The organism is Bradyrhizobium sp. B025 (assembly GCF_042257955.1).
In the GTDB taxonomy this organism is placed as follows: Bacteria; Pseudomonadota; Alphaproteobacteria; order Rhizobiales; family Xanthobacteraceae; genus Bradyrhizobium; species Bradyrhizobium diazoefficiens.
The window spans coordinates 1,696,281-1,722,259 of the sequence record NZ_CP170150.1; the positions used below are offsets into that span (position 1 = coordinate 1,696,281).

Consider the following 25,979-nt stretch of genomic DNA (forward strand, 5'->3'; position numbering starts at 1 on the left):
CCCTTCGACGGAGTGATGGTCGGGCAGAATCACCATGCTGGAGAATGAGCCGAGCACGGGAGCGGAAGGCGGGCTGAAGCGCTGGCTCGAAGGCATCGGCCTTGCGCACTACTCCGATCTCTTCGCGCAGCACCGCCTCGATCTCGATGTCATGGCGGATCTCACCGAATCCGACCTGGTCGAGCTCGGATTGCCGCTTGGTGATCGCAAGCGGCTCCAGCGAGCGATGGCGGCGCTGTTCCAGGCTGAAACCGCGGAGGCGCCGGCCGCCGCGGCGCCCCCGCAGGCCCGGGCGGAGGTCGGGGCCGAACGACGTCAACTCACCACCATGTTCTGCGACATGGTGGATTCCACCTCGCTCTCGGTGCAGTTCGATCCGGAAGACGTGCGTGACTTGATCGCGAGCTTCCGCGAGACCTGCGTCCGCGTGGTCAAGCACTACGAGGGCTTTGCCGCCCGGTTTGTCGGCGACGGAATTTTAGTCTATTTCGGCTATCCGACTGCACATGAGGACGACGCCGAGCGCGCGGTGCGTGCGGGGCTCGAGATCGTGCGGGTGCTGTCGACCGCACGCGCGATCGAGCCGCGTGGCGCGCTCAGCCACTCGCCCGCCGTCCGTATCGGGATCGCGACCGGTCTCGTCGTGGTCGGCGACCTCGTGGGGCAGGGCACCGAAGAGCGCGACTCCGCGGTCGGAGAAACCGTCAATCTCGCCGCGCGCCTGCAAGCGCTGGCGCCGCCCAATGGCGTGGTGATTTCGGCCTCGACGCAGTCGCTGCTGAAGGGGAAGTTCGACTACCGCAATCTCGGCGTCCATGCGCTGAAGGGCATCTCGGAGAAAACGCAGGCCTGGCATGTGGTGCGTGCCTCGCGCGTGGAGACCAGGTTTGCCGCCGCGATGGGCACGCGGCTGACGCCGCTCGTCAACCGCGAGGAGGAGATCGCGCTGCTGATGGGGCGCTGGCAGCAGGTCAAGGATGGCGACGGCCAGGTCGTGGTCAAGTTCGGCGAGCCCGGCATCGGCAAGTCGCGCATCATTCAGGAGATATTCGAGCGGATCGCAGGCGACCGCCACGGACAGGTCTCGTTCCAGTGCTCGCCCTACTACACGTCCACCGCGTTCTATCCGTTCGCCGAGCAGCTCAAATTCTCCCTCGGCCTCGACCGGGAGGATGCGTCCGCGCACTCGCTGGCGAGCCTGGAGACCGCTATCGCCGCCGCCCATGGCGACATCGAGCAGGTCACGCCGCTGTTTGCCGCGCTGTTGTCGATACCGACCGGCGACCGCTATCCGCCGCTCGAGCTGTCGCCGCAGCAGCAGAAGGACGCGACGGTCGTGGCGCTGGTCAATCATTTCCTCGGCCTCGCACGCGAGATGCCGCTCGTGATGGCCTTCGAGGACCTGCACTGGATCGATCCGACCTCCCGCGAGGTCATCGATCTCTTCGTCGACAAGGTGCAGAACGAGCCGATCCTCGTCATCATCACGGCGCGCTCCGAGTTCCAGCCCAGCTGGAATGCGCATTCGCACATCACCACCCTGGTGCTGAACCGCCTCAGCCGGCAGTTGCGCACGACGATGGTCGAGCGCGTCGCCGGGAGAGAGCTTCCCAAGGAGGTCGTCGAGGAGATCATCGTCAAGACCGACGGCGTGCCGTTGTTCCTGGAGGAGCTGACCAAGACCGTTCTCGAATCCAACCTGCTGACCGAGCGGCATGGGCGCTACGTGCTGTCGGGCCCGTGGCGGCAACTCGCGATCCCGGCAACCCTGACGGACTCGCTGATGGCGCGTCTCGACCGGATGGGGCCGTTCAAGCGGATCGCGCAGATCGGTGCCACCATCGGCCGCGAGTTCTCCTATGAGACGCTGCACGCAGTCGCCAATACGCCTTCGGAGCAGATCGAGGCGGCGCTCAATCACCTGGAGGAGGCGGGGCTGATCATGCGCCGCGGCCATCCGCCGGACGCGCTCTACTCCTTCAAGCATGTGATGATCCAGAACGCCGCGCATGCGAGCCTGCTGCACAGCGAGCGGCGCAAGCTGCATGCCCGCATCGTCCAGGTGCTCGCCGAGATGTATCCGGAGAAGACCGAGCGCGAGCCGGAGCTGCTCGCCCATCATCTGACCGAATCCGGCCAGAGCGAGGGTGCGGCGAGCTTCTGGCTCAAGGCCGGCAAGCAGGCGGCCAAGAGCGGCGCCAATCTCGAGGCGATCGGCCATCTGCACCGAGGCCTCAGCGTCGTGCAGGCCAATGCGCGCATGCAGGGCGCCGACGAGATGGAGCTCGAGCTGCGCATCGCGCTCGGCAACGCGCTGATCGCCGCCAAAGGCTATGCGGTGCAGGAGGTCGAGGAGAACTACGTCCGTGCGCTCGAGCTCGGCCGGCAGCTCGACGATGAGGAGAATACCTTTGCTGCCACGCGCGGGCTCTGGGTGTGCCACTTCATCCGGGCGGATCTGACGCGCGCGCACGATCTCAGCGTCGAACTTTTGAAATTCGCCAAGCGCGAGCGGACGCAGCCGGCGCAGCAGACCGGCTATCTGATCGAGGCGCATCGCGCGATCGCGATGACCATGCTCTATCGCGGGCGCTTTGCCGCCTCGCAGCATCATTTGCACCGCTGCATCAATCTCTACAGCCCCGATCTGCATTCCGACCTGATGGTGCGCCACGGCACCGATCCCGGCGTGGTCTCGCTGTCCTATCTCGGCTATCTCCTGTGGTTCCTCGGCCGGCCCGACGCGGCGCGCCAGCACAGCGAACAGGCGATCGCGAACGCCGAAAAGATCCGCCATCCCTTCACGCTCGCTTTCGCGCTGGTGTTCGGCGCCTATCTCTGCCAGCATTTGCGCGACGTCGAAGGCACGCGCGATCACGCCAACCGTGCCATGATCATCGCCACCGAGCACAATTTCCTGCACTGGAAGCAGCAGGCCGCGATCCTGCGCGGCTGGGCGCTGACCCAGCTCGGCGAGGCCGACGAGGGCCTCAGCCAGATGCGCTTCGGCCTCGACGAATATGAGGCGATGGATTCCTGGCTCGCCGGCTGCTGGTTCCGATGCCTGCTCGCGGAAGCCTACGCCAAGGTCGGCCTGCGCGACGCCGCCCTTCGCGCGCTGGACGGAGCGCTGGCGACCGCAAGGCGGACCGGCGATCACTCCTACCTTGCCGAGGTCTATCGGCTGCAAGGCGAGATCACCCTGTCGGACGGCAATCCGGCGTCGGTGCAGGAAGCGGAAGATCTGTTCGTGCTGTCGCTGGAGACCGCGCGCAAGCAGGGCGCGCTGTCCTGGGAGCTCCGAACCGCCGTCAGTCTCGCGCGCCTGTCGCATGATGCCGGCAAGGGCGAGCAAGCGACGCTCCTGCTGACGCCGATCGTCGGCAAGTTCAGCGAGGGCTTCCTCACGCCGGACCTGAAGCAGGCGATGCAGCTCGTCAACGACCTTCGCGCGGACGCGCCCGTTCGGGAACGGATCGATCCCTGACATGAGCGATCTCACCGCCGCGCGTGCGCGCTACGTGGAAAGAATCGCAAAGCGCGAGCGGATTTCCTCAAAGCGCCTGCTCGAAGCGCTCGCCGCCGTGCCGCGCGAGGATTTTCTGGCGAGAGGGCCCTGGCGCATCAAGAGCGAGGCGGCGCGGAGCTATCGACTGACACCCGACGCCGATCCCGTTCATCTCTACGACAATGTGCTGGTCGCGATCGACGCGCGCCGCAAGCTCGACTCCGGCCTGCCGAGTCTGTGGGCGCATTTCATCGATTTGCTCGACGTCGGGGACAAGGACCGCGTGGTCCAGATCGGCTGCGGGCTTGGCTATTTCTCGGCGGTGCTGTCGAAGATCGTCGGTCCGAAGGGCAGCGTGCGTGCGATCGAATGCGACGAGCGGCTTGCAGCCCGTGCCGCGAACTATCTTCGCGCCTATCGCAATGTCGAGGTCGTCCACGGCGACGGGTGTGAGGACATCGGCGCGCCCGCCGACGTCATCATCGTGCATGCCGGCTTCTCGCATCCGCATCCGCTCTGGCTCCAGTCGCTCCGCCCGCGCGGCCGCCTTCTGGTGCCGCTGACCCAGCGGGACCGCGAAGGTGCCGTCATCAGGATCACGCGCAAGGGCAGGGGGTTCGAGGCCGAGCCGGTCCAGCAGATCCGGATCTTTCCCGGCCAGGGTCGCGGCACGACCGCGCTCGACGACCGCGTCGCCGACTGGTGGCAGCGCGCCTCCGCGCTGGCGCCGCTGCGGTTTCGCGGCATCGAGCAGGGACTGCCGTCGGATGGCTGATGCTTCGTTTCATTTTACCTTGATTGCGAATGTGAGTATCCAGCGCCCCCCGGTGCGGTTATGACTGTGGCTTGATGGCCATTCGAGCACGCTCCATGCATTCCGTTGCACTGCTGACTGCCAGCTATGCCAAGGATATCGAACGCTTTTCGCTGCTCAGCGAGAGCATCGACACCTGGCTGACGGGATATACGCGGCATTATGTTCTCGTTAACGATGAGGACGTGCCGCTGTTCGAGCGGTTCGCTTCCGACAAGCGCGTCATCGTTCCGGCCTCGCGGTACCTGCCGAAATGGCTCTGGGCGCTGCCGCCGGCGCTCCAGTTCGTCAGCAAACGACGCGTCTGGCTGTCGCTGCTGTCGTCACCCGTGCACGGCTGGCACATCCAGCAGATGCTGAAGATCGCCGGCGTCCTCAATGCGCCCGAGCAGCGCGTCTGCATTCTGGATTCAGACAATCTGTTCTTCCGCGAATTCGATGTCGGCCAATATGCCGGCGGTGAGAAGACGCCGCTGTTTGTCACGCGCAAAGGGATCGACGCCGACCACCCGTTACATGTGCTGTGGCTCCGCACCGTCGATCAGCTTCTCGGTATCAAGGAGCGCTCGTTTCCAGCGGACGACTATGTCGGCAACGCGCTGGTCTGGGACAAGGATACCGCGCGCGCGATGACCGACGCCATCAAGTCGGCGACTGGCCTCGGCTGGGCTCTCGCACTGTGCCGGAAGAAGAAGTTTTCCGAGTACCTGCTCTACGGCCACTTCGTCGCCAATTCGCCGGAGCATCTGGCAGCACATCGGGTGACGGAAGACAGCATCGCGGTCTCGCATTGGGATGACACGGGTCTCGACCGCCCGGCCATCGAGGCGATGATGCGCGCCGCCTCGCCCGAGCAGGTCGCGCTCTGCATCCAGTCCTATTCGTCGACCTCGATCGACGACATCCGCGACGTGTTCCGTCTCAGCTCGCGCGACCGTCGCGGACCGAGCCTGTCTCCCGATCATATGGGAGACGAAGCCGAGTTCGAGACGCCGAAGACGCGCTAGAACAAGCTGCCCTCAAACCTCCTTCGTGAACCTGCTGATGACGTCCATGAACGGCTTCGGCCTGAATTCGCCGTCGAGCGGCAGGGGACGGTTCGGCTGCTTGTCCGCGCGGGCGAAGGTGCCGTTGATCCAGCTGTAGCGATCCGAGAGGCCCCAGGTCAGGATCGAGCGCACCGGGCCGCTGGTCGAGATCGCGGTCAGGAGATCATCGACACGCTTGGCGACGATGGCGTCGCGCTCGGCCGGGTTGCCCGTCAGCTTCTGATCGTCCACGTCGAGCTCGGTGACGAGAACTTCCAGCCCCCACGAGCGCAGCTCGGTGACGAATTCGGCGAGCCCATGCGTGTCGATCTCGAGCTCGGCATGCAGATGCGATTGCAATCCCACGGCGTGGAGCGGGACACCTTGGTCGAGCAGCTCCATGATCAGGTTGCGGTAGGCAGCGCGCTTGGCGATGAAGGAGTCCTTGGCCGACTCGATGTCGTATTCGTTGATCGCGAGCTTGACGAAGGGATCGGCCGCGGCCGCCGTGCGGAAGGCGAGCGGGATCCAGTTGTTACCGAGATGCTGCGTCCAGAACGTGTCGCGCCGGTCTTTCGGACTGCGGGGATTGTCCGGGATCGGCTCGTTGACGACGTCCCACGACGTCAGCTTGTCCCTGTAGTAGGAGACGACGGCGCCGATGTGGTCGAGATACGCACGCTCGACGCCTTTGGCGTCCTTGATCTGCTTGGTCCAGTCTGGAATGTCGTGATACCAGGCCAGCGCATGCCCGCGCATCGTCAGATCGTTCGCCCGCGCGAAATCCAGGATCGCGTCGGCGCGCTCGAAGGCAAACGTGTGCGCGTCCGGGCGCAGCATGGGCCATTTCAGCTCGAGCACCGGCACGACCTGCGTGCAATAGGTGCTGATGGCTTCGCCAAGCCGCGGATCGGCCTGCAGGTCCCAGAGCGTTGCCGCTGCACCAAATCCCGGACGGCGCTGGGCAAGTTTCGACGCCGGCAAGGCTGACGCGGATCCGCCCGCCGCAAGCGTTGCGGCCGTGCCGAGAAGGAATTCGCGTCTGTCGAGCCTGGCCACGGCATTCCCTCGGGAACCAATGCGCCATCGTACCAAGCTGCGCCGTGCAATGCCGGGGTTTCGTCGTGTTGGGTTAACCTTTGCCGGATGTCAGGTGCGTCAACCCATGGGCCGCTGCATCGCTGTTCCAGCGCGTTCACGCGCTGGAAAGCGTCTTAAGGCGCCTGAATGATGGTCTCTTATCAGTGATCTGTGGCTCCGGTTCGAGGAAAGGGCAAATTTAACGCTAACGCGCGAAATCCGCCGTGCTGCTCCATTCGCGGCCCGATCTGCAGACTTATGTGACACTCTTCGGGGATGCTGCGGCGCAGTCCGATCGTCACCCCAAGGTCCAACTGATCAACGGCCGCAAAACTCGCATGACCGCTTCCGGTCCCGTGCCCGCATGCTGAACCGCCATTTCTCCATCTACCTGGTCGCCTATATCCTGCCTGCGGCGGTGGGCTTCTTCGCGGTCACCGCCTACACGCGGCTGCTGACGCCCGCAGAGTACGGCGTCTATGTCGTCGGCATCAGCCTTGCCGGCATTCTGGGTGCGATCTTCTTCGCCTGGATCAAGCTGTCGGTGTCCCGCTATCAGGCGATGTCGGCGGAGGTGGATTTTCGCGCCACGGCGATGGTCGCCTTTGGGCTCACGGCCGCGGTGCTCTGTGCCACGACCCCGCTGGTCTTCCTGTTCCGCAGCGACGTCAGCGTCGAGCTGCTGCTCGCCAGCATGTTCGTCGCGATCATGGCCAATGCGGTCGATGTCGGCCAGGAGTTCGAGCGCGCCAAATTGCGCCCTTACCGGTTCGCGGCGATCTCGATCGTGCGCAGCGTATCGAGCGTGGGCTTCGGCCTGCTCGGGATCTGGCTCGGCTGGGGCGGCATGGGCCTGCTCGCGGCGTTCGGGCTGGGCTCGCTGACCGGCATCATCCTCAATCTCGTCGGCGACCGCACCAGGATCGCGCCTTTCCAGCGCAGCCAGTTCATGCAGCTGGCGCGCTACGGCCTGCCGCTGACGCTGGCCGGTCTCTCGGTCGCGCTGTACTCGACCTGCGACCGCCTGATCGTCGCTTATCTCCTCGGCAAGGACGCCGCCGGCATCTTTGGCGTCGCCGCCGATCTGCCGCGCCAGTTCATGGTGATGATCGCCTCCAGCGTCGCCGCGGCGACCGTGCCGCTCGTGTTCCGATCGCTGTCGGAGAAGAACAATGAGACCACGCGCGAGCGGTTGACCGAAAGTCTCGAGCTGCTGCTCGTCGTCGTCGCGCCCGTCGCGATCTGGCTGGCGCTCGCGGCGGACCAGGTCGCAGGCACGCTGGTCGGCGTCGACTTCCGCGCCGGCGTGTCGGCGCTGCTGCCGACCCTGGTGCTCGCCCGCTTCTTCGGCATCGCCAATCAGTTCTACGTCCAGATCAGCTTTCAGCTCGCCGAGCGGCCGTTCATGCTGGCGGCGCAGTCCTTCCTCACGCTCGTGGTGAGCGTCGCGCTGATGTTCGCACTGGTCGCAGGCTACGGCCTCAACGGCGCGGCGCTGGCGACGCTTGCGACCGAGGCGATCGGCTTCGTCGTCGCACTCGTCCTGATGCACCGTGCCCATCCCGTGCCGTTCGACGTCAATCGTCTCGCCGGCGTTGCCGCCTCCGCCGCAGCCATGGCGGCTGCGATCCTCGTCGCGCGGTCGCAGGTCGACGGCACCGGGCTCGTCGCGCTGGTCATCGTGAGCCTTGCGGGCGGTTTCGCTTACGCCGCCGCGGCGTGGCTTCTCAATGTCGCGAACGTGCGAACGCTGTCGCTGCGTGTTCTGCGAACCTTCAATCGGAAGGCGCTGGGCGTCTAGCCGCGGTGTCTGCCGAGGCAACCGGGCCGGGCTCCAGGCGGCGGGAACTTTGCTCTAGCGAGCAATATTGACCAGTAACTTCGGCCCCGGCGGCTCATGCTGGCTGTATCACCGCCCCTTATCGGCATCTATCGGTGACTGAGAGTGCTGTAACGCTCCCGCCTGATCTCGAGGGTGCATCGCATGCATTTGCAACATTCCCACTCATTCGGTTCGTCACTTGCATCAGACCGGCGGCCGCGCTGTCCCAGGTGCGGCGAACCCATGAGCTTGGTGAGGATCCCCGGCTCATCCGCCTTTGACATCGGAACGTTCGCGTGCGCCTGCCATCACATTCGTGCTGCCGCAGTCGAAACCCATCCGATGAGATCGGCCGCGGCCCTCTGGCTCGCCAGTCACGATTTGAGGCCACCGACCTGAGCGGGTGCCCCCGAATGGAGGACCTGGAAGACTTCATCCACCTCGAAAACCTCAAAATCCTCAGACGGCAGATCGATCTGGCCAAAGACGACGTCCGGCGGCAATGGCTCATGATACGTCTGGCCGAGGAGGAGGCGAAAGGCCGGGTTGCGACCCGATAGGCGGTCGCCGGCGTACCGCCAAAGGGCCGTCGATGGGAGATGTGTGGTGAGCGGATACATATTCAACAACAGGGGAATCCGCGCCGGGGTTCTGAACGGCACATCGATCTTCGACCTCACCGGCAAGAAAGTCTACGATCTCCGGGGGAACAATATCTATCGTCTCTCGGGCGAGTTGGTCGGCCATACGCTCGACGCGTCGGGTGCTGACAAGCGTCTGGACCGCGACAGCGAAGCGCTGCTCTCCGTCCTGCGAGCACCGGAGCCTGACGAGCCCGAGAACCGTCCCGCTCCGCAAAGGCAGCCATCTGACAGCTTTGCGGAAGCAATACGTCTGCGCCGGCAGGTCTCGGACACCCCGTCCGATCGTCCCAAGAAAGGATGATCCTGCATTCCGAGAGCTTCACGAACACTTCGCACAGGCCCGCAACGACACCCGATGCGGGCCCGGTCACGCCGAAAATCTATTGCAGCGGCGACCGCATCCCGGTCGCAGCATCGTAGACCAGGATTTGCAGCATTGGGAATCTGCCGAGCAACTCGGCGCCGGCTTCTCGGGCAGCAGTTTCGCTGTCGTAACGGGTCTTGAAGTGGCCATCGACCACAAGCGTGAAGCCATCGGCCGGTGCGACGTCAGCCCTTTGAATGATTCTCGGCGCGATCTCGTCGACGTGCGCGGTCGGCTTTTTCATGGGGTACCTTCATATCGTTGCAGGAGGCGGCTCGAGGCGTTCTTGCCCCCAACTGTCTCAGTCGTCCCTCACGATCTCAGGCTTGTCATACAAGACCGCGTTCAGGAGGGAACTGTGAACCTCGATCTTGCCGTTGTAGGTGATAAAGCCGAGCTTGCGAAATTTGTTCATGAAAAAGCTGACGCGTGAGCGGGTCGTCCCGATCATCTCTGCGAGCGTCTCCTGACTGACCTGCGCCGTGATGGGCTGCGTGGCGCCATCCTTGCCAAAATTCGCCAGGAGCAGGAGAAGACGCGCAAGCCGCTTCTCGCTCGAATTGAACAACTGGTCGATCAGGTCTTCTTCGATGCGGCTGTTTCGACTGAGCAGATACTCCATGAACAACTCGGAGAACTTTGGCTCGCCCTTGAGTATCGCAAGCATAGCCGATTTCGCGATCGACGTGACCAGGCATTGCTCCATCGCCACCGTTGTCGAAATCCGCAAGGGATGGCCGTTCAGGCAACCTTCGCCGAAGAATTGTCCGGGCTCCATGATTCCGACCACGGCTTCCTTGCCCTGCTCGGAGACGACGAGAACCTTGATCCTGCCCTTCTGGATGTAGAAAACCGTGTCCGCGGCGTCGCCCTGCGAGAACACGACCTGGTTCTTGTCGAATTTCAGTATGGCTTTGCCCTCGCCGACCTTGGCGAGAAAGAGTTTTGGATCGAACGAGCTTTTCGCCGCTTTTAGCATAACGTCGTCAAGAACCTGATGGAGGGGGCTTCAGTTTAGCAGGGCCGGGGCCGGGCGCGTTAGGCAAATCTTGCGTCCGCCTTCGGGCCCCCCGGTGATCCCGGCCAGGCAATTGTGGCGGCGGCCTCGGCCGGCTCGCCATACGGCTCGCCTGCGCTCTCAATGCCGTACGACCGTCTGATGCCGGTCCTTCATGAGTGCGGCATCCAGCTCCGTTTGGCTGACCGAGTAGAACTGGATCAGTAATTGGGGGGCAGACCTCGCGGGCGTCTGAAGCAGCGTCGCCACGCGCCGATAGGCGATCCTCGACAACCCTTCGATCTGCTCGTCGTCAGTGACGACGACATATTCACCGGCGGGCTGAGTGCCCTCCAGGCCCTGAAGGACGAAGGGATTGGCGAACGAAACGGTGGTCCGTGTTGTTCTGATAGTCAAGGTGAGATCTCCTGGACGAACTGCAGAGGCGTCAGCCGCGCCACTTGTCGACCCCTCTTCGTGCCGGTCGAGGGACGGCCATCAGAGAGCCTATCGGTTGGCTCGCTCTGCTGCAGAGCAAAATTGCTCAGCTTTGAAGGAATGGTCCGCAACTGATCCTGAGCCGCGCGCCGATCATACGATCGGCATCTGAGCAGTTTTGCACATCATCCGCCCTTGCCCGGGTCTAGTCTGACGGGTGACGGAACACTGCTTGGTCGTCCGTTGGTGAGGTGAAAATGAACATATCTGGTGAAAGCCTTCTCGTCATATTGGCTGTGGGCATCGCGGCCGGTTGGCTTGCGGGCCAGATCGTCATGGGTACGGGCTTGGGCCTGGTCGGCGATCTCGTCGTGGGAATAGCGGGCGCCTTCATCGCGAGCTGGTTATTTCCGCAGCTGGGAATCCATCTCGGTTCGGGGATCGTCTCGCAGATCATCGACGCCGCGGTCGGCGCGGTCTTGCTGCTCATGATCATCGGGCTCGTCCGCGGACGAAGCCGATGGGGCGGAAGCTGGGGCGGCGTTTGGCGCAAACGCTGGTAGGCGGGCATCGTGAGAGTCTGCCTGGAACGAACGTCGCCGGGACTACTTGGTGATGGCGACCGGATATGATGCCCACTCATCATACCCGATGAATGGCGGCCCCGGTTCGCACCCCCGTGCTGGGGCCGCTTCCTTGAGCGTTCCCCTTCAGCTGCTATTTGGCTGATCTCATCGGGTCGTCCATGGATATCTTGTGGACGTTCCCGCATTTGGCACATTCGAAGATTCGAAGATTGGGACCGTCGCAGCTTGCCCCGACGTGGATCAGCATCATGCGGCTCTGGCAGGCCGGGCAGAGTGGCCGGGGTATCGGAATCAGCGTCGGTTCTGGACGAGCATAGACCTCGGACATATGAAGCTCCTGCCCATATGGCGGGGTACGCTGTACCCGAAGCCGCCGCCGATGACAGCCGATTCGCCGGCTGCGTCATGGCCAGCATGCCGCGCTCGCGTGTCAGCTTCAGTTCAATATTGCTCACATTGCCGGAAAATCGCCGGCCGGTCGGTGAACATCTCCGACCTGCGTCCCTTCCCATCTCAGTCGCGGTGTGTCATGGGGGGCAGGCCAATTCGGCGGGACGCCGGCTCCCGGCGTGAGCAATATTGCTCAGCAGGACATCCAGGCTCGGATCAATATGAGTGCGTGCGGGGCAGGACCTCAGAACTGCTGCCGGAGGCGTCCGTGGGCGATAACGATACTTCTTCGGCGGACATCGGGAACAGACCAGAAATGACTGAGAGAACGCCGGAGATCCGCGCGACGGCGCGGATGCTCGCCCGCTACCGCGAGCCCGACAGTGCGCGCGGTGTCCTCGAGCTGGCGATCACGGCGGTGCCGCTCGTCATCATCTGGGTTCTGATCTGGGCCGCTCTTGACCACGGCTATTGGTTTGCGCTGCTGCTCGAGGTGCCCGCGGCGGGTTTGCTGGTCCGTCTCTTCATGATCCAGCACGATTGCGGACATGGCTCGTTCTTCCGCGGCCGCGTTGCGAACGATTGGGTCGGCCGCGCCATCGGCGTGATGACACTGACGCCATACGATTACTGGCGACATAACCATGCACGCCACCATGCGAACTCCGGCAATCTCGATCACAGGGGCTCGGGCGACATCGATACGTTGACCGTGCGCGAGTTTCGCGACCAGCCCCTATGGGGTCGGATGCTGTACCGTTTGTATCGCCATCCCCTCGTGATGTTTGGCGTCGGTCCCTCGTATTTGTTCATCTTGAAGCATCGCTTGCCGGTCGGGCTGATGCGCGGTGGCTGGAAGCCCTGGCTGAGCACAATGGGCACGAACGTCGCGATCGCGGTTCTCGTCGGCGCGATGATCCGGCTGGTCGGCTATGGGCCGTTCCTGCTGGTACACCTGCCGATCATCGTTCTGGCGGCGTCGATCGGTGTCTGGCTGTTCTACGTCCAGCACCAATTCGAGCACACCCACTGGTCCCACGACGACAACTGGAATTTTCACGACGCTGCGCTGTACGGCAGCTCGCACTACCAATTGCCGGGTGTCTTGCGATGGTTCACGGCGAATATCGGCGTCCACCACATCCATCATTTGTGCAGTCGAATTCCCTGCTATCGCCTGCCGGACGTGTTGCGGGACCATCCGCAGCTCGCCGGCGTCGGACGGATTACGCTGCTGCAGAGCTTGCGGACCGTGCGGCTGACCTTGTGGGACGAGGAGCGCTTGCGGCTCGTCTCCTTTGGAGAGGCAGCCTTGACCTCAACCGCCTCGCCGACGCCGGCGGCCACCTCGCGGCGAGGCCGCTGAGGGTCGTGAAGGTGCGCGCCCCGCAGTGGTGTTTACTGCCGAGGTTCGGCCGGAAGGTGCCGGGCGTTTAGCCACCATTCTCAACCAAAGCCTGCCGGTTCAAAGAATATAGGCCGGTTTGCGCCGCACCGTTGTGATCCGGGTCGTGATCGCCGCGGCGCTCCACCGCAACGGGGGGAAAACCGGCGGATCCGCCCCCTCCAAGGCGGACATTCTGCCGCAGCGATCGCCGCCAGCCTCGGACCAGCCTTGGCCGGGAGCCACCCTTCCGCCCGCGCGAGCCGTCGTATATGAGAGATTTGTCGCCGGAACGTGCCGAATATCGCCACAGACGGAACGTATGGCGGCTGCGATTTCTTAATCCAAAGATCGCAATCTGAGACCTAATCGACATGAGCGCGGACTGGCATTTCGACCGGGGCATGGCATGAAAAACCGACTGACGACGGCGCAATCCACCCTGGCGATGCGGCGTTGGGCCCCTCCCGGCAGGATCGCGCTTGCGGCGTTGGCCGTGCTTGCCGTGGTGAACCCGGCGGCCGCGGCCAAGCAGGCGCGCCAGCCGGCCGAGGCGGTGGCGCCGCGCGAGGCCGGCGAGCCGATCATGGCGATCGTGTCGATCAAGAGCCAGCAGGTCACCTTCTACGACGCCGACGGCTGGATCCTGCGTGCGCCGGTGTCCACCGGCACCACCGGGCGCGAGACGCCGGCCGGCGTCTTCGCCGTCGTCGAGAAGGACAAGGACCACCACTCGACCATGTATGACGATGCCTGGATGCCCAACATGCAGCGCATCACCTGGAACGGTATCGCGCTGCATGGCGGGCCGCTGCCGGGCTATGCCGCTTCGCATGGCTGCGTGCGGATGCCCTTCGGCTTTGCGGAGGGGCTGTTCGACAAGACCAACATCGGCATGCGCGTGATCATCTCGCCGAACGACGCGGCCCCGGTCGATTTCAACCATCCCTCGCTGTTCGTGCCGAAGCGCGAAGCCATTGCGGCGGTGCCGAGCCGGGCCGACAAGCTCTCCGCCGAAGCCGAGGAGGCGACCCGGGCCGCCGACGAGGCCAAGAAGGCCGCGGCGATCGCCGCGAAGGAGGCCGCCTCGCTTCCCGCCTCGCTGCGCAAGCTGGAACAGCAGAAGGCCCGCGCCGATGCCGAGCTTGCTTTTGCCGACAAGTCGCTCGCGGCGGCAAAGACCGATCAGGGCCGCGCCAAGGCCGAGGAGCTGAAGCAGAAGGCCGCCACCAAGGCTGCCGATGCGGCGAGCCAGCTCGACACCGCCAAGGCGGCCGCGCAACCGAAGCGCGACGCCGTCGCCGCCACGAAGGAGGCCGCGAAGGCGGCTGCGACCAAGAAGGCCGAGATCGTGAAGGCTGCGACCGACGCAAAGCTCGCGCTCGAGCCGGTCTCGGTCTACATCAGCCGCGCGACGCAGAAGCTCTATGTGCGGCGGAACACGCACAAGCCGGCGCCGGATGGCGGCGGCGAGGTGTTCGACACCAGCATCGAGGTCCCGGTCACGATCCGCAATCCCGACCAGCCGCTCGGCACGCATATCTTCACGGCGATGGCGAAGAACGATACCGGCCTGCGCTGGAGCGTGGTCACGATCGAAAACGGCGACGATGCCAAGGACGCGCTCGATCGCATCACCATTCCGCAGGACGTTTGGGATCGCATCGCGCCGACCGCATTGCCGCGTTCGTCGATCATCATCTCGGACGAGCCACTGAGCAGCGAGACCAACTACCGCACCGAATTCGTCGCGGTGCTGAGCAACCATCCCCAGGGCGGCTTCATCACGCGCAAGCCGACCGCGCCTCCGATGGACATTGCGAGCGACGACAGCTGGGACAATGGTGGCAACGGCTTCGGCTTCTTCTTCCAGCGCGATCCGAACCCGCAACCGGTCAATCCGCGCCGGCAGCGCGGCGGCCAGTACCCGTATTATCAGCCGACGCAGCCGATGCCGCGGAGCTTCTGGTAAGGTGCGCAGCCGTCGGGGAGCGAGCTCTCATTCGACTAAGGCCGCGCCGTGATCACCAGGGCCTGAATCCTGGCTTCGACGGGGCCGGGCCCATGGCGCATTCGGATCGCCTCGGCAACGGCGTCCGTCGCAGCCTCAAGCTTGCTCGCGTCCCTTGCCTCGATCTCGTTTCGCAGCGGCGTCCCCTGGCAGTATGCGAACGCCACATATTCGGGTGTCGGCGCGCGGCTCACGGCAGGAAGCGTTTCGATTGAGATGTGGCGGAAGCCCGCTTGCTCCAGATCGGCGTTGATGACGGCCTTGTCGTGATAGCCGTGCGGCGTCCGCGCCATGAAACGCGGCGGATCGTCGGGAAAGATCTTTCCGAGCACGGCCGTCGCCTCGTCGGCGAACACGTTCTCCTCGATGCGGTCCCAGACGTTGAACACGAACGTGCCTTCCGGCCGTAAGACCCGCTTCGCCTCGGCGTAACCCTTGATGCGATCCGGAAAGAACATGGCGCCGAACTGGCAGCAGACCACGTCAAACGCGGCGTCGTCGAACGGCAGCGCGATGGCATCCGCCGGGCGCCAGGTAATGCGATCGTCATCGGCCTGGCGCTGCGCCGCGACCGCGAGCATCGGCTCGTTGAGATCGGTCGCGACGTAACGGATGCCGGGAGGCAGCGCTGCCGTCACGGCCCGCGTCACGGCGCCGGTGCCTGCGGCGGTTTCCAGCAGCGTTGACGGGGAGAGCGCGGCGACACGCCTGGCGATGTCGGCGGCGTAGTGGGCGAAGATCAGCGGGACGAGATACTCGTCGTAGATTTTCGGGATCGAGCCGGCGAAGACCTTGTCGGTAGAGGACATGTTTGCCTCGCTGAAGGTTCGGACACGGGATCAAGCTACCATGGATCGCCATCTACCGCGCGAGCAGCGATGTGAACCCCGCCGGTTCCTGCATCGCCTTGCGCGCTTCGAGAAGGTCCGCGTCGTTGGTGGCATTCGCGAGCTTGGGTGCGCGTTGATAGGCCGAATTGCCCATCACCAGCGCCATGCGCTGGTCGGCCAATGCTCCGGTCGGCTGCAAGGCGAGCGCCAGGGCGCTGAGAAGAAATAGACAAAAGAACTTCATCACGGCCCCCGAGCCGGGATTGCAATGTCGGCGAGAATATCCGACCGCGGCCGCAATACAATTTCTATTTGATTTCGTCCGGCGCTCCTGTTGCCGCAAGCCGGCGACAGGTCCTAGGACTTACCTCCGCCGACCTCCCGGATCGGCCGCGATCCGTCCCAGTTCATCGCCGCCTGCCGGACCTTCTCGAAGAACGGCCCCTTGGTGCCGCTGGTGTCGGAGATCTCGATCACTGTTCCCGGATGCGCCTGGGTGTCGAAATAGGCAAAGCGTCCCTTGTCGCCGCCGATCTGGCCCTCGTGGCCGATCCTGTAGCCGAGCGCGAGCGCCTTGTCGTAGAGCGCCTGATAGTCGTGGCTCCAGTACGACATGTGCTGGAGTCCTTCGTGGCCGGCGTCGAGGAATTCCTTGTACAGCGAGGGCGCATCGTTGCGCTGCTGGATCAGCTCGATCTGGAGGTCGCCGGAATTGGCCAGCGCAATGCTCATCTCGACGGCGGAGTCCTGGCCGCGATGGCGGAACCAGTCGGTCCTGACGCGATCCATGTAGTACCAGGGACCGACGCCCATCACCTCGATCCAGTGCTTCATCGCGGCGTGGATGTCCCGCACCACATATCCGTTCTGGCGCACCGCGCCGAAGATGCGGCTCATGCCCGCGCTCCTCTTGCCTTGTTCGCTTGACCTGGATTCACTTGACCTCGATGCCGGCGTCCTTGGCAACCTGCTTCCAGGCCGCGATGTCGCGCGCGTTGATGTCGCGCTGCTCCTCGCCGGGGACGAATTGCGGCGTGATTCCGAGCGCCAGCAGCTTCTCCTTCACCTCGGCATCGCCGAGCGCGTCCTTCAGGGCCGCCGAGAGCTTCTTGGCGACCGGCTCGGCAAGGCCCGCCGGCGCATACATCGCCCAGGACAGGCTGCGGTCGAACGCCACGCCCTGTTCCTTGTAGCTCGCGACGTCGGGCAGGCTCGGCGAGCGCTCGCCGCAGGCGGCCAGCGCCTTGATCGAGCCGTCCTTCACCAGCGGCGTCGCGGTTGCCATGTCGAGTGTCGCAAGCGAGATGTGGCCGCCGAGCAGGTCGCCGGCGAGTTTCGCGATGCCGTTGAAGGGCACGTGATCCATCTTGATGCCGCTCTGCTGCATCAAGATCTCCGCGCAGAATTGCCCGGTCGAGCCGACGCCCCAGCTGCCATACTGGATCGGCTCGCCCTTCTTGGCGAGCGCAATCAGGCCCTTGATGTCATTGGCGGCAAAGTCCTTGGTCGCCACCAGCATGATCGAGGAGGTGCCGACGCGGCCGATCGTCGTGAAATCCTTGATCGGATCGTAAGCCAGCTTTGGATAGATCGCGGGCGCCAGCACATGCGTGGTCATGCCGCCGACGGTGATGGTGTAGCCGTCGTTCGGCGACGCCGCGACCATTTGCGTGCCGAGCGTACCGGCCGCACCCGTGTGGTTCTCGATATAGATGCTCTGCCCGAGCGTCTTGCCCATCCTGTCCGCGAGCAACCGGCCGACCACATCGCCGCCGCCGCCAGCCGCGTAAGGAAGCAGCATCCTGATCTTGTGGGTGGGGTAGGCGGCGGGATCCTCGGCCCGGACGGGCAACGCCGCCGACAGCAATGCGAGAAACGAAAGCGTGACGGTGCGCAGCATCATGATGGCTTCCCCTAATCCTCGAAACGAAATCTGTAAGTGTCGCCGTGCCGGATCACGCGTCCGGCGGTCGGCGCGGGAAAATGGCCGGTGAGCAGATAGCTCGGCGTATCCGCGAGCTCTTCCAGCAGCGCCATCCGCGTCGCGACCGCCGCGGCCGGATCGACATCGGCGGCATTGGACAGCCACGGTGCGGCGCACTGGATCGGGTGATGGATGACGTCGCCCGACATGACGGCGTGATCGTGGCCGCCGTTGAGGTGGATCTGCATGTTGCCGGCGGTGTGGCCCGGCGCCGGCGCGAAGCGCAAGGCCGCGTCGCGATCCTCGAACAGGCGATGGTCTGTCTCGACGAATTCGGCGAGGCCGGCCGCGACCACCGGCAGCACGGAGTCTTCGAATGAGCCGTGGTTCACCGGGCTCTTCGGCGCCGCATTGTGCGCGGCCTCGAAATGCCGGTACTCCTCGCGTCCCATCAAATAGCGCGCGTTGGGGAAGGTCGGCACCCAGCGGCCGTCGAGGAGCCGCGTGTTCCAGCCGACGTGATCGACATGCAGATGCGTGCACATCACGAAGTCGACCTCTTCAGGCGCAACGCCAAGCGCCCGCATGTTTTCGAGATAAGGCTGGTTGAGGTCGTTCCAGACCGGGACCCGCGGCCGTTTCTTGTGATTGCCGCAGCAGGTATCGACGATGGCGGTCCAGCGCGGCGCGCGCACGAGATAGGAGTGATGGCTGAGGATGAAACGGCCGGTCGCCGGCTCGATATAGCGGTGATCGAGCCAGCTCCGGTTCTCCGCGATGACGGCGTCGGTGACGTTGGCGAACAGCCAGCTCTTGTCGAAGGCAAGCGAAGCGATCTCGCTGACGAGATCGACCCGCATGCCGCCGACCGTGACCTGCCGCATCGCTCAGTTCTTCAGGAGTTCGCCGAACGGCACCCAGCGCGTGCCGTCGAAGCGGATCAGCTGGAGGCTCGTCATCGGCGTATAGCGCTCCGGCGAGTTGTTCACCGTGGTGCCGTTAATCAGCATCGGCAGCTTGACGTCCTTGAGCGTCGTCGCCTGCTTCATCACATTGGCGCGGGTGAGGTCGTTGCCGGATGCCTTCAGCACGGTGACCAGCGTCTGCGCGATGGTATAGCCATAGACGTTGAGCCAATCGCTCTTGTTGGCTTCAGGCAGGTACTTGTCCATAAAGGCGAGCCACTCCTTGTAGCCGGCATCGTCCTTCAGCGCGGGGTCGGTCGCATCCTTCAGGTACTGGCTGGAGATGATTCCGGTGGAATTGTCCCTGCCGGCCGGCTCCAGCACGCCGCTGATCGAGGCCGAGACGTTGGAGATGATGGTCACGGGCTTCCACCCGATCTCGCCGATCTTGCGGATCGCCTGCGCCGCAAACTTCGGTGTCGCCGCAACCAGCACCACATCGGCGCCAGCAGTCTTCAGTTGCAGGATCTGCGTGTCCACGGTCGGCGCCGTGGTCTCGTAAGCGGCGCGCGCCACGATCGCCTCACCACCGCCGAGCCCTTCCTCCAGCGCCTTCAGATAGTCCTTGCCGAGATCGTCGTTCTGGTAGAGCACGCCGATCTTCGCATTGGCATGGCTTGCCTTGATGTACTTGGCATAGGCGATCGCCTCGTCGCGATAGGTCGGCTGCCAGCCCACGGTCCACGGAAAGTTCTTCGGGTCATCCCACTTCGCGGCGCCCGAGCCCAGGAAGAGCTGCGGTACCTTGCGGTCGTTGAGGTATTTGTGCACGGCGCTGTTGGTCGGTGTGCCGACGCCGCCGAAGATCAAGAGCACTTCCTCGCTCTCGACCAGCCGCCGCGTCTGCTCCACCGTCTTCGGCGGGCTGTAGGCATCGTCGGCGATGATCATCTGGATGCGCCGCCCGTTGACGCCGCCGTCATCGTTCACCTTGCGGAAATAGGCCTCGGCGGATTTCGCGATCTGCGCGAAAGCCGAGACCGGGCCGCTCAGCGGCGCGGTGGTGCCGATCTTGATGGTCTTGTCGTCGGCGCCGGGATCGTATTTTGCGCTTTGCGCCTGGGCGATGCTTGCCGCGAGCATCGGCAACAGGATGCAGGCCGCGGCCAGGCGAAGGCGGGCAAAGCGCGCCATGAGGTCGTCTCCCCAGATTTGCTCTCCGCCTCTCAAGGGAGCGGAGTTGAAACGCGAGAACAGGGCCTGCAACCGGATTTGCGGGCCGCGACCGTAGCCGCCAGACTGGCAAACGAACGATCGTTCGTACGGTTGACTAGCGAACGATCGTTCGTTAGTCAAGTCGCATGGCTGTCCACACCTCCAGCGCGGCGGCAGCGGCTGCGCCCACCACCCGCGAGCGCATCCTCTCTGAAGCGCTCAACCTGTTCGCGCAGAGCGGCTATGGCGGCGCCTCGATGCGCGAGCTCGCGCGCCGTGTCGGCATTCGCGAGAGCAGCCTCTACAATCATTTCGCCGGCAAGGCCGCGATCCTGGAAGCGATCGTTGCCGAACACGGCCCTGCCAGCTCGGCGAGCCGGCTGGAGGAGCCGCGCTACAAGCAGCTTGCGCGCCAGCCCGCCGCGTTCTGCCGGCAGTTTGCCTTGGACCTCGTCGAGCAATGGTCCGATCCGCGCGAGCATCAGTTCCAGAAGGTGATCACCGCCGAGCGAAATCGCGTCCCCGGCATCCGTGCCAAGTTCGCCGACCATTTTTACGCGCGCGAGCAGAGCCTGATGACGGATTACTTCCGCGGCTTTGCGCTCGCGGGCCTCGTCTCGACGCCGGATCCGCGCGAGACCGCGCGGCTGTTCGCGGCGGGCCTCATCTATATCCGCCTCGAACATTACGTGATGGGCGCGACGCCGTCGTCGCGGCCGAACGTGATCGAGGCGATCGACCGCTACCTCGCCTTCTTCCTGTCGCTGATCGCGGCAGGCAATGACGACAACAAGAAACGAAAACCCAAGGGAGAAACGCGTGGCAAGGCTGCCCCTGATTGATCCGGAGACGACGAGCGGCGACATCCGCGCCTCGTTCGACCGCATGCCGGTCAAGCTCAACATCTTTCGCATGATGGCTCATGCCGAGGCCAACATGATCCCGGCGATGCGGCTCGGCAATTCGATCCTGCACAAGCAGAAGCTCAGCGCCGTCAACCGCGAGCTCTTGATCCTCCAGGCCGCCCAGCTCGAAGGCGGCGCCTATGAGTGGCGCCAGCATGTTCCGATCGCGCTCGGGGTCGGCTGTACGCAAGCGCAGATCGATGCGGTCGAGCGCAGTGACTACGATGCAGCCGGCTTAAGCGAGGCTGAGCGCGCGCTGCTCAAATTCGGCCGCGAGGTCGTCGAGAACGTCCGCGTTCCCGAGGCGACCTTTGCCGCCATGCGCCGCCACTTCAGCGACCAGGAGGTCGTGGAATCCATCGTTGCGCTCGGTTTCTACATGATGATGGCGCGCGTCACCGAGGCAACGGAAACCGATCTCGATCCCGCGGCGGGCATGAAGGTCTATGACGGCGGTAAGAAGCAGGGCGGCTGAGATGACGGAAACCGAGACCAAGCCGGAGCGTTACGTCCGTCCGCCGAGCGCGGAATCGCTGGGCGAAGCGCCGGGCAGGGGGCGCCTGAGCGGCCGCCGCATCCTGATCGTCGGCGGCGGCCAGCGCGTGTTCGATGCCTTAACCGATCCGATCGGAAACGGCCGCGCCATGAGCATCCTTTGCGCGCGCGAGGGTGCGAAGGTCGCGGTCGCCGATCTCAACCGCACCTCGGCCGAACAGACGGTGAAGCGCATCACCGCCGCAGGCGGCGAGGCATTCGCCATCGCGGCGGACGTCACGTCCGAGCCCGACGTCGTCCGCATGATCGACGAAGCGCACCGCGCGATGGGTGGGCTCGACGGCATGGTGCTCAACATCGGCACCTTCGGCAAGGTCGGTCTCGATGCCGTCAGCCCCGAGGAGTGGAACAGGATCTACGACGTCAACGTCCGCGGTCCGATGCTGTGCTGCCGCGCCGCCATGCCGAGATTCGACGATGGCGGCGCCATCGTCTTCATTTCCTCGATCGCCGCGCTGAAAGCCGGCTCGCAGATGGCGGTGTACGATTCCTCCAAGGCCGCGCTCGGCGGCCTCATGCGCAACATCGCCCATCTCGGCGCGCGCCGCGGCATCCGCGCCAACCTCGTCTATCCCGGCCTCGTCGACACTCCCAACGGCCGCGAAGCCGGCGCCGGCCGCCCCTCGCGCGGCAAGGGCCATGTCCCCTTCGGCCGCCAGGCGACCGCGTGGGAGATCGCCTATGCGGTGCTGTTCTTCCTGTCGGACGAAAGCGTCTATGTCACCGCGCAGACGCTCGCGGTGGATAGCGGGTTGAGCGGGATGTGATCGGAGCGGTCACTGCGTGGCGAGGCTACGACCGCGACGAGTGCTTGGAAGCACGATGCCCCTTCAGCGTCGCCCCGGCGAAAGCCAGGACCCATAACCACCGTCGGGTGTGGCTACGGGAACTCGCAGTTGCCCCTTCGCACCACAACCTCTCCCTGGGCTAATAGGTCCTGGCCTTCGCCAGGACGGCGGCGCTTCCCCAGATTCAGATTGCACGCGCTAGCCATTCCCTCTAATTACTTTGTACAACTGACCAAATAAGATGGTCGCGCGCCGAATGGCGCGATCGAGGATGGAAGCGCAGCATGTCGCAGGACGGATTTGGACTGGCGGGTGTCATGGGCATGCCGGTCGCGCATTCGCGCTCGCCCATCATTCATAATTATTGGCTGAAGGCGCACGGCATCCGCGGCAGCTATGTCCCGCTGGCGGTGAAGCCGGAGCGGCTGGAGGATGCGCTTGACGGGCTGATTGCGCTCGGGTTCCGCGGCTGCAATGTCACCATGCCGCACAAGCAGACGGCGATGCCGCTGCTGACCCGCGTCAACGAGACCGCGAAGCGCATCGGCGCCGTCAACACCATCGTCGTCGAGGCGGACGGCACGCTCTCCGGCTTCAACAATGACGGCAACGGTTTTGTGCAGAGCCTGCGCGACGCCAAGGCTGACTGGCGCGGCGATGCCGGGCCGATCCTGCTGCTCGGGGCAGGCGGCGCCTCGCGCGCCGTTGTGGTGGCGCTGCTCGAAAATGGCGCGCGCGAGATCCGCATCGCCAACCGCACGGCCGAGAAGGCGCAGGCGCTCGCCAGGGATTTCGGCTCCGCCGTCAGCACCATTGCGTGGGACGACCGCGGCGCTGCGCTCGGCGATGTCGCCCTGCTCGTCAACTGCACCGATCGCGGCATGGTCGGCAAGGCCGCGCTGGAGATCGACCTGTCGCGCCTGCGGCCGGAAACGCTCACCGCCGATCTCATCTACACGCCGCTGGAAACGCCGTTCCTCGCCGAAGCCCGCGCGCGCGGCTGCGTCACGGTCAACGGGCTGGGCCTGCTGCTGAACCAGGCTAGGCTCGCCTTCAAGGCTTGGTTCGGTGTCATGCCCGACGTGACGCCCGAGCTGATCAAGGCCATCGAAGCGACGTTCTGAACCGCCGGGGAGCTTTGCGCCATGACGCTGCCGGTGTCCCCCAGGATCGACTGCCACATCCACGCTATCGATCCCGCCCGCTTTCCCTATTCCGCCGATACGCCGTACCGGCCGAGCGGGCAGGAGATCGCGCCCGCGGCGCAGCTCATCCGCGTGTTCGACGCGTTCGATATCAGGCACGCGCTCGTGGTGGCCACCAACACCGGCTACGGCAGCGACAGCCGCATCCTGCTCGATACGTTGCAGCAGGGCGGCGGCCGCTTTCGCGGTGTCGCCGTCGTCGAGAACGACGTCGACATCAGCGAGCTCGAACGGCTGAAGGCGGCCGGCGTGATCGGCGTCGCCTTCAACGTGCCGTTCCACGGTGCCGCTTACTACCAAGAGACCGCATCACTGCTGGAGAAGCTGACCAGCCTCGGCCTGTTTCTCCAGATCCAGGTCGAGCAGGACCAATTGCTCGACCTGTTACCGCTGATCGACAAATCAAATGTGCGTCTGGTGTTCGATCATTGCGGCCGGCCCTCCGTTGGGCAGGGATTGCAGGGCAAGGCCTTCCAGGCGCTGCTCGCGATCGGCCGCGAGCGAGACGCACACGTCAAGCTCTCCGGCTATTACAAGTTCTCGCAGCAGCCGCATCCGTATCAAGACGCCTGGCCGTTCATCACGGCGCTGGTCGAGGCCTTCACGCTCGACCGTTGCGTCTGGGGCTCGGACTATCCGTTCCTGCGCGCCCCAGAGCGGCTCGATTACGGTCCGCTGCTCGCGGTGCTGACACAACTGTTTCCCGACCCCGGCGATCAGCATCGCCTGTTGTGGCGGACGCCGGCACGGCTGCTCGGCTTCGACGGCGGGACGGATCAAGCGAGATAACAACAGAGCAAAATGGGAGGGAGGACGTCATGAGGCACTTTGCAGGGCCGGTTGGCATCGCGGTTGCGGCATCGCTGTGGGCGAGCGCGGCCTGCGCGCAGAGCACGGTCTACATCCCCGACGTCATCGAGCTGTCCGGGCCCGGCGCGGTCTCCGGCACCAACTGGCGCGACGGCGTCGCGCTCGCGGTCGACGAGATCAACAATGCCGGCGGCATTCTGGGCCGGAAAATCCAGACCGAGCATCTCGACACCCAGAGCAATCCCGGCATCTCGCGCGCGCAGGTGCAGAAGGTTTTGGACAAGGACCCTTATGTCGTGCTCGGGCCGATCTATTCAGGCTCGGTCAAGGTCAACATGGCGCTGACGCAGGCAGCCGAGATTCCGCAGATCGTCGGCGCCGAGGCCGCCGACATCACCACGCAAGGTAACCCCTGGATAATCCGCACGGCCTTCGGTCAGCAATTCTCGATGCCGAAGATCGCCAACTATCTGCACGACAAGCTCAAGGTGAAGACGGTCGCGCTGGTCTGGGTCAACAATGATTTCGGCAAGGGCGGCCACGACAACTTTCTGAAGGAGATGAAGGCGCGCAATATCGAGATCGCGGCCGATATCTCCACCGAGCAGGGCCAGGTCGATTTCGGCTCCGACGTCATCAAGCTCAAGGGCGCCAAGGCGGATGCCGTGTTCGTCTATACCAATGAAGAGGAGTGCGCCCGCTTCCTGATCGAGGCGAAGCGGCAGGGCTTGTCGACGCCATTGTTCGGCGAGACCACGCTGCTGAGCCAGAAGGTGGTCGAGCTCGCCGGCCCCGCCGCCAACGGCGTGCGCGGCCATGTCGGCCTTTCCGCCGACGCTCCGATTCCCGCCATCGAGGACTTCACGAAGAAATTCAGCGAGCGCTACAAGTACCGGCCCGACCACAACGGCATCAAGGGCTACACCGCGGTCTATCTGGTCAAATACGTCACCGAAAAGATCGGCAAGTTCGACAGCAAGGTTTTTGGCGCCGCGATGAAAGGCCTGACCCTGAGGCCCGACAAGGCGCCGGGCATGCTGATGGAAGCGAGCTGGGACCAGAACGGCGACATCGACCGCGCCAGCTTCCTCGCCGAGATCGTCGACGGCAAGCAGAAGATCGTCGAGACATTGCCGAAGCTGAAGGCGGGCAAGGGCGAGTGAGGGGCGGCTCGCCCGCGCGATCGCTCCGCCCTCAGAGTTCGTCGAGCGCAGCCCAGTGCGGGACGTGCGCGGCGAGCTTGTCGAGCAGGCGCTCGAATTCGTTGCGCTCGGCCCGCGTAAGGCACGCGAGCATGGCGCGCTCTCGCTCGCGCAGGGCCGGGATGTATCGCGCGTAGAGCGCGCGGCCGGCCGCCGTCATGAACAATTGCTGACGGCGGCTGTCGGTCTTGTCGGCGGCGCGCCGTATCAGCTTCTTCTTCTCCAGCGCGATGATGCCGCGGCTGATATTGGCCTTGAGATGGCCGGAGAATTCGCAGATCTCGCTCGCGGTCACGCCTTCGCGGAAGTTCAGGAAGATCAGGGTGACGATCTCCGGTCGCGTCAGACCGAGCTCCATCTCGATCCGCCGGAACGACGGCTCGCGGTAGAAGTTCAGCACGTAGCCCATCCTGTAGGCGATCTGGAGTTCGGTGCCGCCTATCACCGCCGCGAGCGGTTTTCGCTCGGGTGAATGGCTCCCGGTGGCGCCGTTCGTCGATTTTCGAGATGGTCTCATATGAGACTTTCTGGTTGCTTTTCGATCCGGCTTGATCTTAACATCGCTGCGAGGCC

Annotated in this window: 26 protein-coding genes; 15 read left to right on the forward strand and 11 right to left on the reverse strand. The window is 64.5% G+C overall.

Annotated features, from left to right (window positions below; genetic code table 11):
• Positions 1-34: 34 nt before the first annotated feature.
• From ACE10W_RS07855 to ACE10W_RS07865, 3 genes are all read left to right on the forward strand, one after another.
• Positions 35-3,487 (forward strand): AAA family ATPase, encoded by a 3,453-nt coding sequence (locus ACE10W_RS07855; RefSeq protein WP_304550923.1) that lies wholly within the window; start codon positions 35-37, stop codon positions 3,485-3,487.
• A 1-nt stretch (position 3,488) separates the two neighbouring features.
• Entirely contained in the window at positions 3,489-4,283 is a 795-nt protein-coding gene (locus ACE10W_RS07860; RefSeq protein WP_304550925.1) for a protein-L-isoaspartate O-methyltransferase, read from the forward strand.
• A gap of 95 nt (positions 4,284-4,378) precedes the next feature.
• On the forward strand, positions 4,379-5,329 hold the full coding sequence (locus ACE10W_RS07865; RefSeq protein ID WP_304550927.1) for a DUF6492 family protein: 951 nt from the start codon (positions 4,379-4,381) through the stop codon (positions 5,327-5,329).
• A 12-nt stretch (positions 5,330-5,341) separates the two neighbouring features.
• Here the strand turns inward: ACE10W_RS07865 and ACE10W_RS07870 are convergent, their stop codons facing one another.
• Positions 5,342-6,409 (reverse strand): endo-1,4-beta-xylanase, encoded by a 1,068-nt coding sequence (locus tag ACE10W_RS07870; protein ID WP_304550929.1) that lies wholly within the window; start codon positions 6,407-6,409, stop codon positions 5,342-5,344.
• Positions 6,410-6,794: 385 nt separating this feature from the next.
• On the opposite strand from ACE10W_RS07870, the gene ACE10W_RS07875 reads away from it, so the two are divergent.
• The 3 genes from ACE10W_RS07875 to ACE10W_RS07885 all read left to right on the forward strand — a co-directional run bounded on the left by ACE10W_RS07875 (position 6,795) and on the right by ACE10W_RS07885 (position 9,197).
• Positions 6,795-8,231, forward strand: coding sequence for a lipopolysaccharide biosynthesis protein (locus tag ACE10W_RS07875; RefSeq protein ID WP_304550931.1), 1,437 nt, complete (start codon positions 6,795-6,797; stop codon positions 8,229-8,231).
• A gap of 434 nt (positions 8,232-8,665) precedes the next feature.
• Positions 8,666-8,812 carry a hypothetical protein gene (locus ACE10W_RS07880; protein WP_156149857.1) on the forward strand — a complete coding sequence of 49 codons (147 nt, stop codon included), beginning with the start codon at positions 8,666-8,668 and terminating at the stop codon, positions 8,810-8,812.
• 46 nt (positions 8,813-8,858) lie between these two features.
• Positions 8,859-9,197: a hypothetical protein gene (locus ACE10W_RS07885; protein ID WP_049832558.1), complete on the forward strand. Its 339-nt coding sequence runs from the start codon at positions 8,859-8,861 to the stop codon at positions 9,195-9,197.
• A gap of 79 nt (positions 9,198-9,276) precedes the next feature.
• On the opposite strand, the gene ACE10W_RS07890 is transcribed toward ACE10W_RS07885, so the two are convergent.
• The 3 genes from ACE10W_RS07890 to ACE10W_RS07900 form a co-directional block, all read right to left on the reverse strand.
• A complete protein-coding gene (locus ACE10W_RS07890) occupies positions 9,277-9,504 on the reverse strand; it encodes a hypothetical protein (RefSeq protein ID WP_028175197.1) in 228 nt (75 codons plus the stop codon).
• A gap of 57 nt (positions 9,505-9,561) precedes the next feature.
• Complete coding sequence (locus ACE10W_RS07895; RefSeq protein WP_011085032.1) at positions 9,562-10,239, reverse strand: Crp/Fnr family transcriptional regulator; 678 nt, start codon at positions 10,237-10,239, stop codon at positions 9,562-9,564.
• 159 nt (positions 10,240-10,398) lie between these two features.
• The gene (locus ACE10W_RS07900; RefSeq protein WP_011085033.1) at positions 10,399-10,674 is read right to left on the reverse strand and encodes a hypothetical protein; all 276 of its coding nucleotides are present in this window, start codon (positions 10,672-10,674) and stop codon (positions 10,399-10,401) included.
• Between the two features lie 278 nt (positions 10,675-10,952).
• On the opposite strand from ACE10W_RS07900, the gene ACE10W_RS07905 reads away from it, so the two are divergent.
• From ACE10W_RS07905 to ACE10W_RS07915, 3 genes are all read left to right on the forward strand, one after another.
• Positions 10,953-11,258, forward strand: coding sequence for a GlsB/YeaQ/YmgE family stress response membrane protein (locus ACE10W_RS07905; protein WP_038966522.1), 306 nt, complete (start codon positions 10,953-10,955; stop codon positions 11,256-11,258).
• A 730-nt stretch (positions 11,259-11,988) separates the two neighbouring features.
• Positions 11,989-13,038, forward strand: a complete 1,050-nt coding sequence (locus tag ACE10W_RS07910; RefSeq protein WP_304550935.1) for a fatty acid desaturase — start codon at positions 11,989-11,991, stop codon at positions 13,036-13,038.
• 427 nt (positions 13,039-13,465) lie between these two features.
• The gene (locus tag ACE10W_RS07915; RefSeq protein ID WP_304550937.1) at positions 13,466-15,028 is read left to right on the forward strand and encodes a L,D-transpeptidase; all 1,563 of its coding nucleotides are present in this window, start codon (positions 13,466-13,468) and stop codon (positions 15,026-15,028) included.
• Positions 15,029-15,063: 35 nt separating this feature from the next.
• Here ACE10W_RS07915 and ACE10W_RS07920 read toward each other — a convergent pair whose 3' ends face one another.
• The 6 genes from ACE10W_RS07920 to ACE10W_RS07945 all read right to left on the reverse strand — a co-directional run bounded on the left by ACE10W_RS07920 (position 15,064) and on the right by ACE10W_RS07945 (position 19,920).
• Positions 15,064-15,876, reverse strand: a complete 813-nt coding sequence (locus ACE10W_RS07920) for a class I SAM-dependent methyltransferase (protein ID WP_060910728.1) — start codon at positions 15,874-15,876, stop codon at positions 15,064-15,066.
• 52 nt (positions 15,877-15,928) lie between these two features.
• A complete protein-coding gene (locus ACE10W_RS07925; RefSeq protein WP_304550941.1) occupies positions 15,929-16,141 on the reverse strand; it encodes a hypothetical protein in 213 nt (70 codons plus the stop codon).
• Positions 16,142-16,254: 113 nt separating this feature from the next.
• Complete coding sequence (locus ACE10W_RS07930) at positions 16,255-16,794, reverse strand: VOC family protein (protein ID WP_271555355.1); 540 nt, start codon at positions 16,792-16,794, stop codon at positions 16,255-16,257.
• A gap of 37 nt (positions 16,795-16,831) precedes the next feature.
• Positions 16,832-17,800, reverse strand: coding sequence for a tripartite tricarboxylate transporter substrate binding protein (locus tag ACE10W_RS07935; protein WP_161536205.1), 969 nt, complete (start codon positions 17,798-17,800; stop codon positions 16,832-16,834).
• A gap of 11 nt (positions 17,801-17,811) precedes the next feature.
• Positions 17,812-18,705 carry an MBL fold metallo-hydrolase gene (locus ACE10W_RS07940; protein ID WP_011085040.1) on the reverse strand — a complete coding sequence of 298 codons (894 nt, stop codon included), beginning with the start codon at positions 18,703-18,705 and terminating at the stop codon, positions 17,812-17,814.
• Between the two features lie 3 nt (positions 18,706-18,708).
• Positions 18,709-19,920, reverse strand: a complete 1,212-nt coding sequence (locus tag ACE10W_RS07945) for an ABC transporter substrate-binding protein (RefSeq protein WP_011085041.1) — start codon at positions 19,918-19,920, stop codon at positions 18,709-18,711.
• 167 nt (positions 19,921-20,087) lie between these two features.
• On the opposite strand from ACE10W_RS07945, the gene ACE10W_RS07950 reads away from it, so the two are divergent.
• The 6 genes from ACE10W_RS07950 to ACE10W_RS07975 all read left to right on the forward strand — a co-directional run bounded on the left by ACE10W_RS07950 (position 20,088) and on the right by ACE10W_RS07975 (position 25,367).
• Positions 20,088-20,783, forward strand: a complete 696-nt coding sequence (locus tag ACE10W_RS07950; RefSeq protein ID WP_304550944.1) for a TetR/AcrR family transcriptional regulator — start codon at positions 20,088-20,090, stop codon at positions 20,781-20,783.
• Complete coding sequence (locus ACE10W_RS07955; RefSeq protein WP_038966526.1) at positions 20,761-21,321, forward strand: carboxymuconolactone decarboxylase family protein; 561 nt, start codon at positions 20,761-20,763, stop codon at positions 21,319-21,321. Before ACE10W_RS07950 ends, ACE10W_RS07955 begins: the two co-directional genes overlap by 23 nt.
• Before the next feature lies 1 nt (position 21,322).
• Positions 21,323-22,168 (forward strand): SDR family NAD(P)-dependent oxidoreductase, encoded by an 846-nt coding sequence (locus tag ACE10W_RS07960; RefSeq protein WP_038966527.1) that lies wholly within the window; start codon positions 21,323-21,325, stop codon positions 22,166-22,168.
• Positions 22,169-22,473: 305 nt separating this feature from the next.
• Entirely contained in the window at positions 22,474-23,313 is an 840-nt protein-coding gene (locus ACE10W_RS07965; RefSeq protein WP_011085045.1) for a shikimate dehydrogenase, read from the forward strand.
• A 21-nt stretch (positions 23,314-23,334) separates the two neighbouring features.
• Positions 23,335-24,183 carry an amidohydrolase gene (locus ACE10W_RS07970; RefSeq protein WP_304550947.1) on the forward strand — a complete coding sequence of 283 codons (849 nt, stop codon included), beginning with the start codon at positions 23,335-23,337 and terminating at the stop codon, positions 24,181-24,183.
• 29 nt (positions 24,184-24,212) lie between these two features.
• The gene (locus ACE10W_RS07975) at positions 24,213-25,367 is read left to right on the forward strand and encodes an ABC transporter substrate-binding protein (protein WP_304550949.1); all 1,155 of its coding nucleotides are present in this window, start codon (positions 24,213-24,215) and stop codon (positions 25,365-25,367) included.
• A gap of 31 nt (positions 25,368-25,398) precedes the next feature.
• Here the strand turns inward: ACE10W_RS07975 and ACE10W_RS07980 are convergent, their stop codons facing one another.
• The gene (locus tag ACE10W_RS07980; protein WP_304550951.1) at positions 25,399-25,923 is read right to left on the reverse strand and encodes a MarR family winged helix-turn-helix transcriptional regulator; all 525 of its coding nucleotides are present in this window, start codon (positions 25,921-25,923) and stop codon (positions 25,399-25,401) included.
• Between the last annotated feature and the right edge of the window lie 56 nt (positions 25,924-25,979).

Coding starts and splice junctions, on each gene's coding strand:
- ACE10W_RS07855 (WP_304550923.1), top strand. CDS start 35: ATGCTGGAGAATGAGCCGAGCACGGGAGCGGAAGGCGGGCTGAAGCGC.
- ACE10W_RS07860 (WP_304550925.1), top strand. CDS start 3,489: ATGAGCGATCTCACCGCCGCGCGTGCGCGCTACGTGGAAAGAATCGCA.
- ACE10W_RS07865 (WP_304550927.1), top strand. CDS start 4,379: ATGCATTCCGTTGCACTGCTGACTGCCAGCTATGCCAAGGATATCGAA.
- ACE10W_RS07875 (WP_304550931.1), top strand. CDS start 6,795: ATGCTGAACCGCCATTTCTCCATCTACCTGGTCGCCTATATCCTGCCT.
- ACE10W_RS07880 (WP_156149857.1), top strand. CDS start 8,666: ATGGAGGACCTGGAAGACTTCATCCACCTCGAAAACCTCAAAATCCTC.
- ACE10W_RS07890 (WP_028175197.1), bottom strand. CDS start 9,504: ATGAAAAAGCCGACCGCGCACGTCGACGAGATCGCGCCGAGAATCATT.
- ACE10W_RS07895 (WP_011085032.1), bottom strand. CDS start 10,239: ATGCTAAAAGCGGCGAAAAGCTCGTTCGATCCAAAACTCTTTCTCGCC.
- ACE10W_RS07905 (WP_038966522.1), top strand. CDS start 10,953: ATGAACATATCTGGTGAAAGCCTTCTCGTCATATTGGCTGTGGGCATC.
- ACE10W_RS07910 (WP_304550935.1), top strand. CDS start 11,989: ATGACTGAGAGAACGCCGGAGATCCGCGCGACGGCGCGGATGCTCGCC.
- ACE10W_RS07915 (WP_304550937.1), top strand. CDS start 13,466: ATGAAAAACCGACTGACGACGGCGCAATCCACCCTGGCGATGCGGCGT.
- ACE10W_RS07920 (WP_060910728.1), bottom strand. CDS start 15,876: ATGTCCTCTACCGACAAGGTCTTCGCCGGCTCGATCCCGAAAATCTAC.
- ACE10W_RS07925 (WP_304550941.1), bottom strand. CDS start 16,141: ATGAAGTTCTTTTGTCTATTTCTTCTCAGCGCCCTGGCGCTCGCCTTG.
- ACE10W_RS07930 (WP_271555355.1), bottom strand. CDS start 16,794: ATGAGCCGCATCTTCGGCGCGGTGCGCCAGAACGGATATGTGGTGCGG.
- ACE10W_RS07935 (WP_161536205.1), bottom strand. CDS start 17,800: ATGATGCTGCGCACCGTCACGCTTTCGTTTCTCGCATTGCTGTCGGCG.
- ACE10W_RS07940 (WP_011085040.1), bottom strand. CDS start 18,705: ATGCGGCAGGTCACGGTCGGCGGCATGCGGGTCGATCTCGTCAGCGAG.
- ACE10W_RS07945 (WP_011085041.1), bottom strand. CDS start 19,920: ATGGCGCGCTTTGCCCGCCTTCGCCTGGCCGCGGCCTGCATCCTGTTG.
- ACE10W_RS07950 (WP_304550944.1), top strand. CDS start 20,088: ATGGCTGTCCACACCTCCAGCGCGGCGGCAGCGGCTGCGCCCACCACC.
- ACE10W_RS07960 (WP_038966527.1), top strand. CDS start 21,323: ATGACGGAAACCGAGACCAAGCCGGAGCGTTACGTCCGTCCGCCGAGC.
- ACE10W_RS07965 (WP_011085045.1), top strand. CDS start 22,474: ATGTCGCAGGACGGATTTGGACTGGCGGGTGTCATGGGCATGCCGGTC.
- ACE10W_RS07970 (WP_304550947.1), top strand. CDS start 23,335: ATGACGCTGCCGGTGTCCCCCAGGATCGACTGCCACATCCACGCTATC.
- ACE10W_RS07975 (WP_304550949.1), top strand. CDS start 24,213: ATGAGGCACTTTGCAGGGCCGGTTGGCATCGCGGTTGCGGCATCGCTG.
- ACE10W_RS07980 (WP_304550951.1), bottom strand. CDS start 25,923: ATGAGACCATCTCGAAAATCGACGAACGGCGCCACCGGGAGCCATTCA.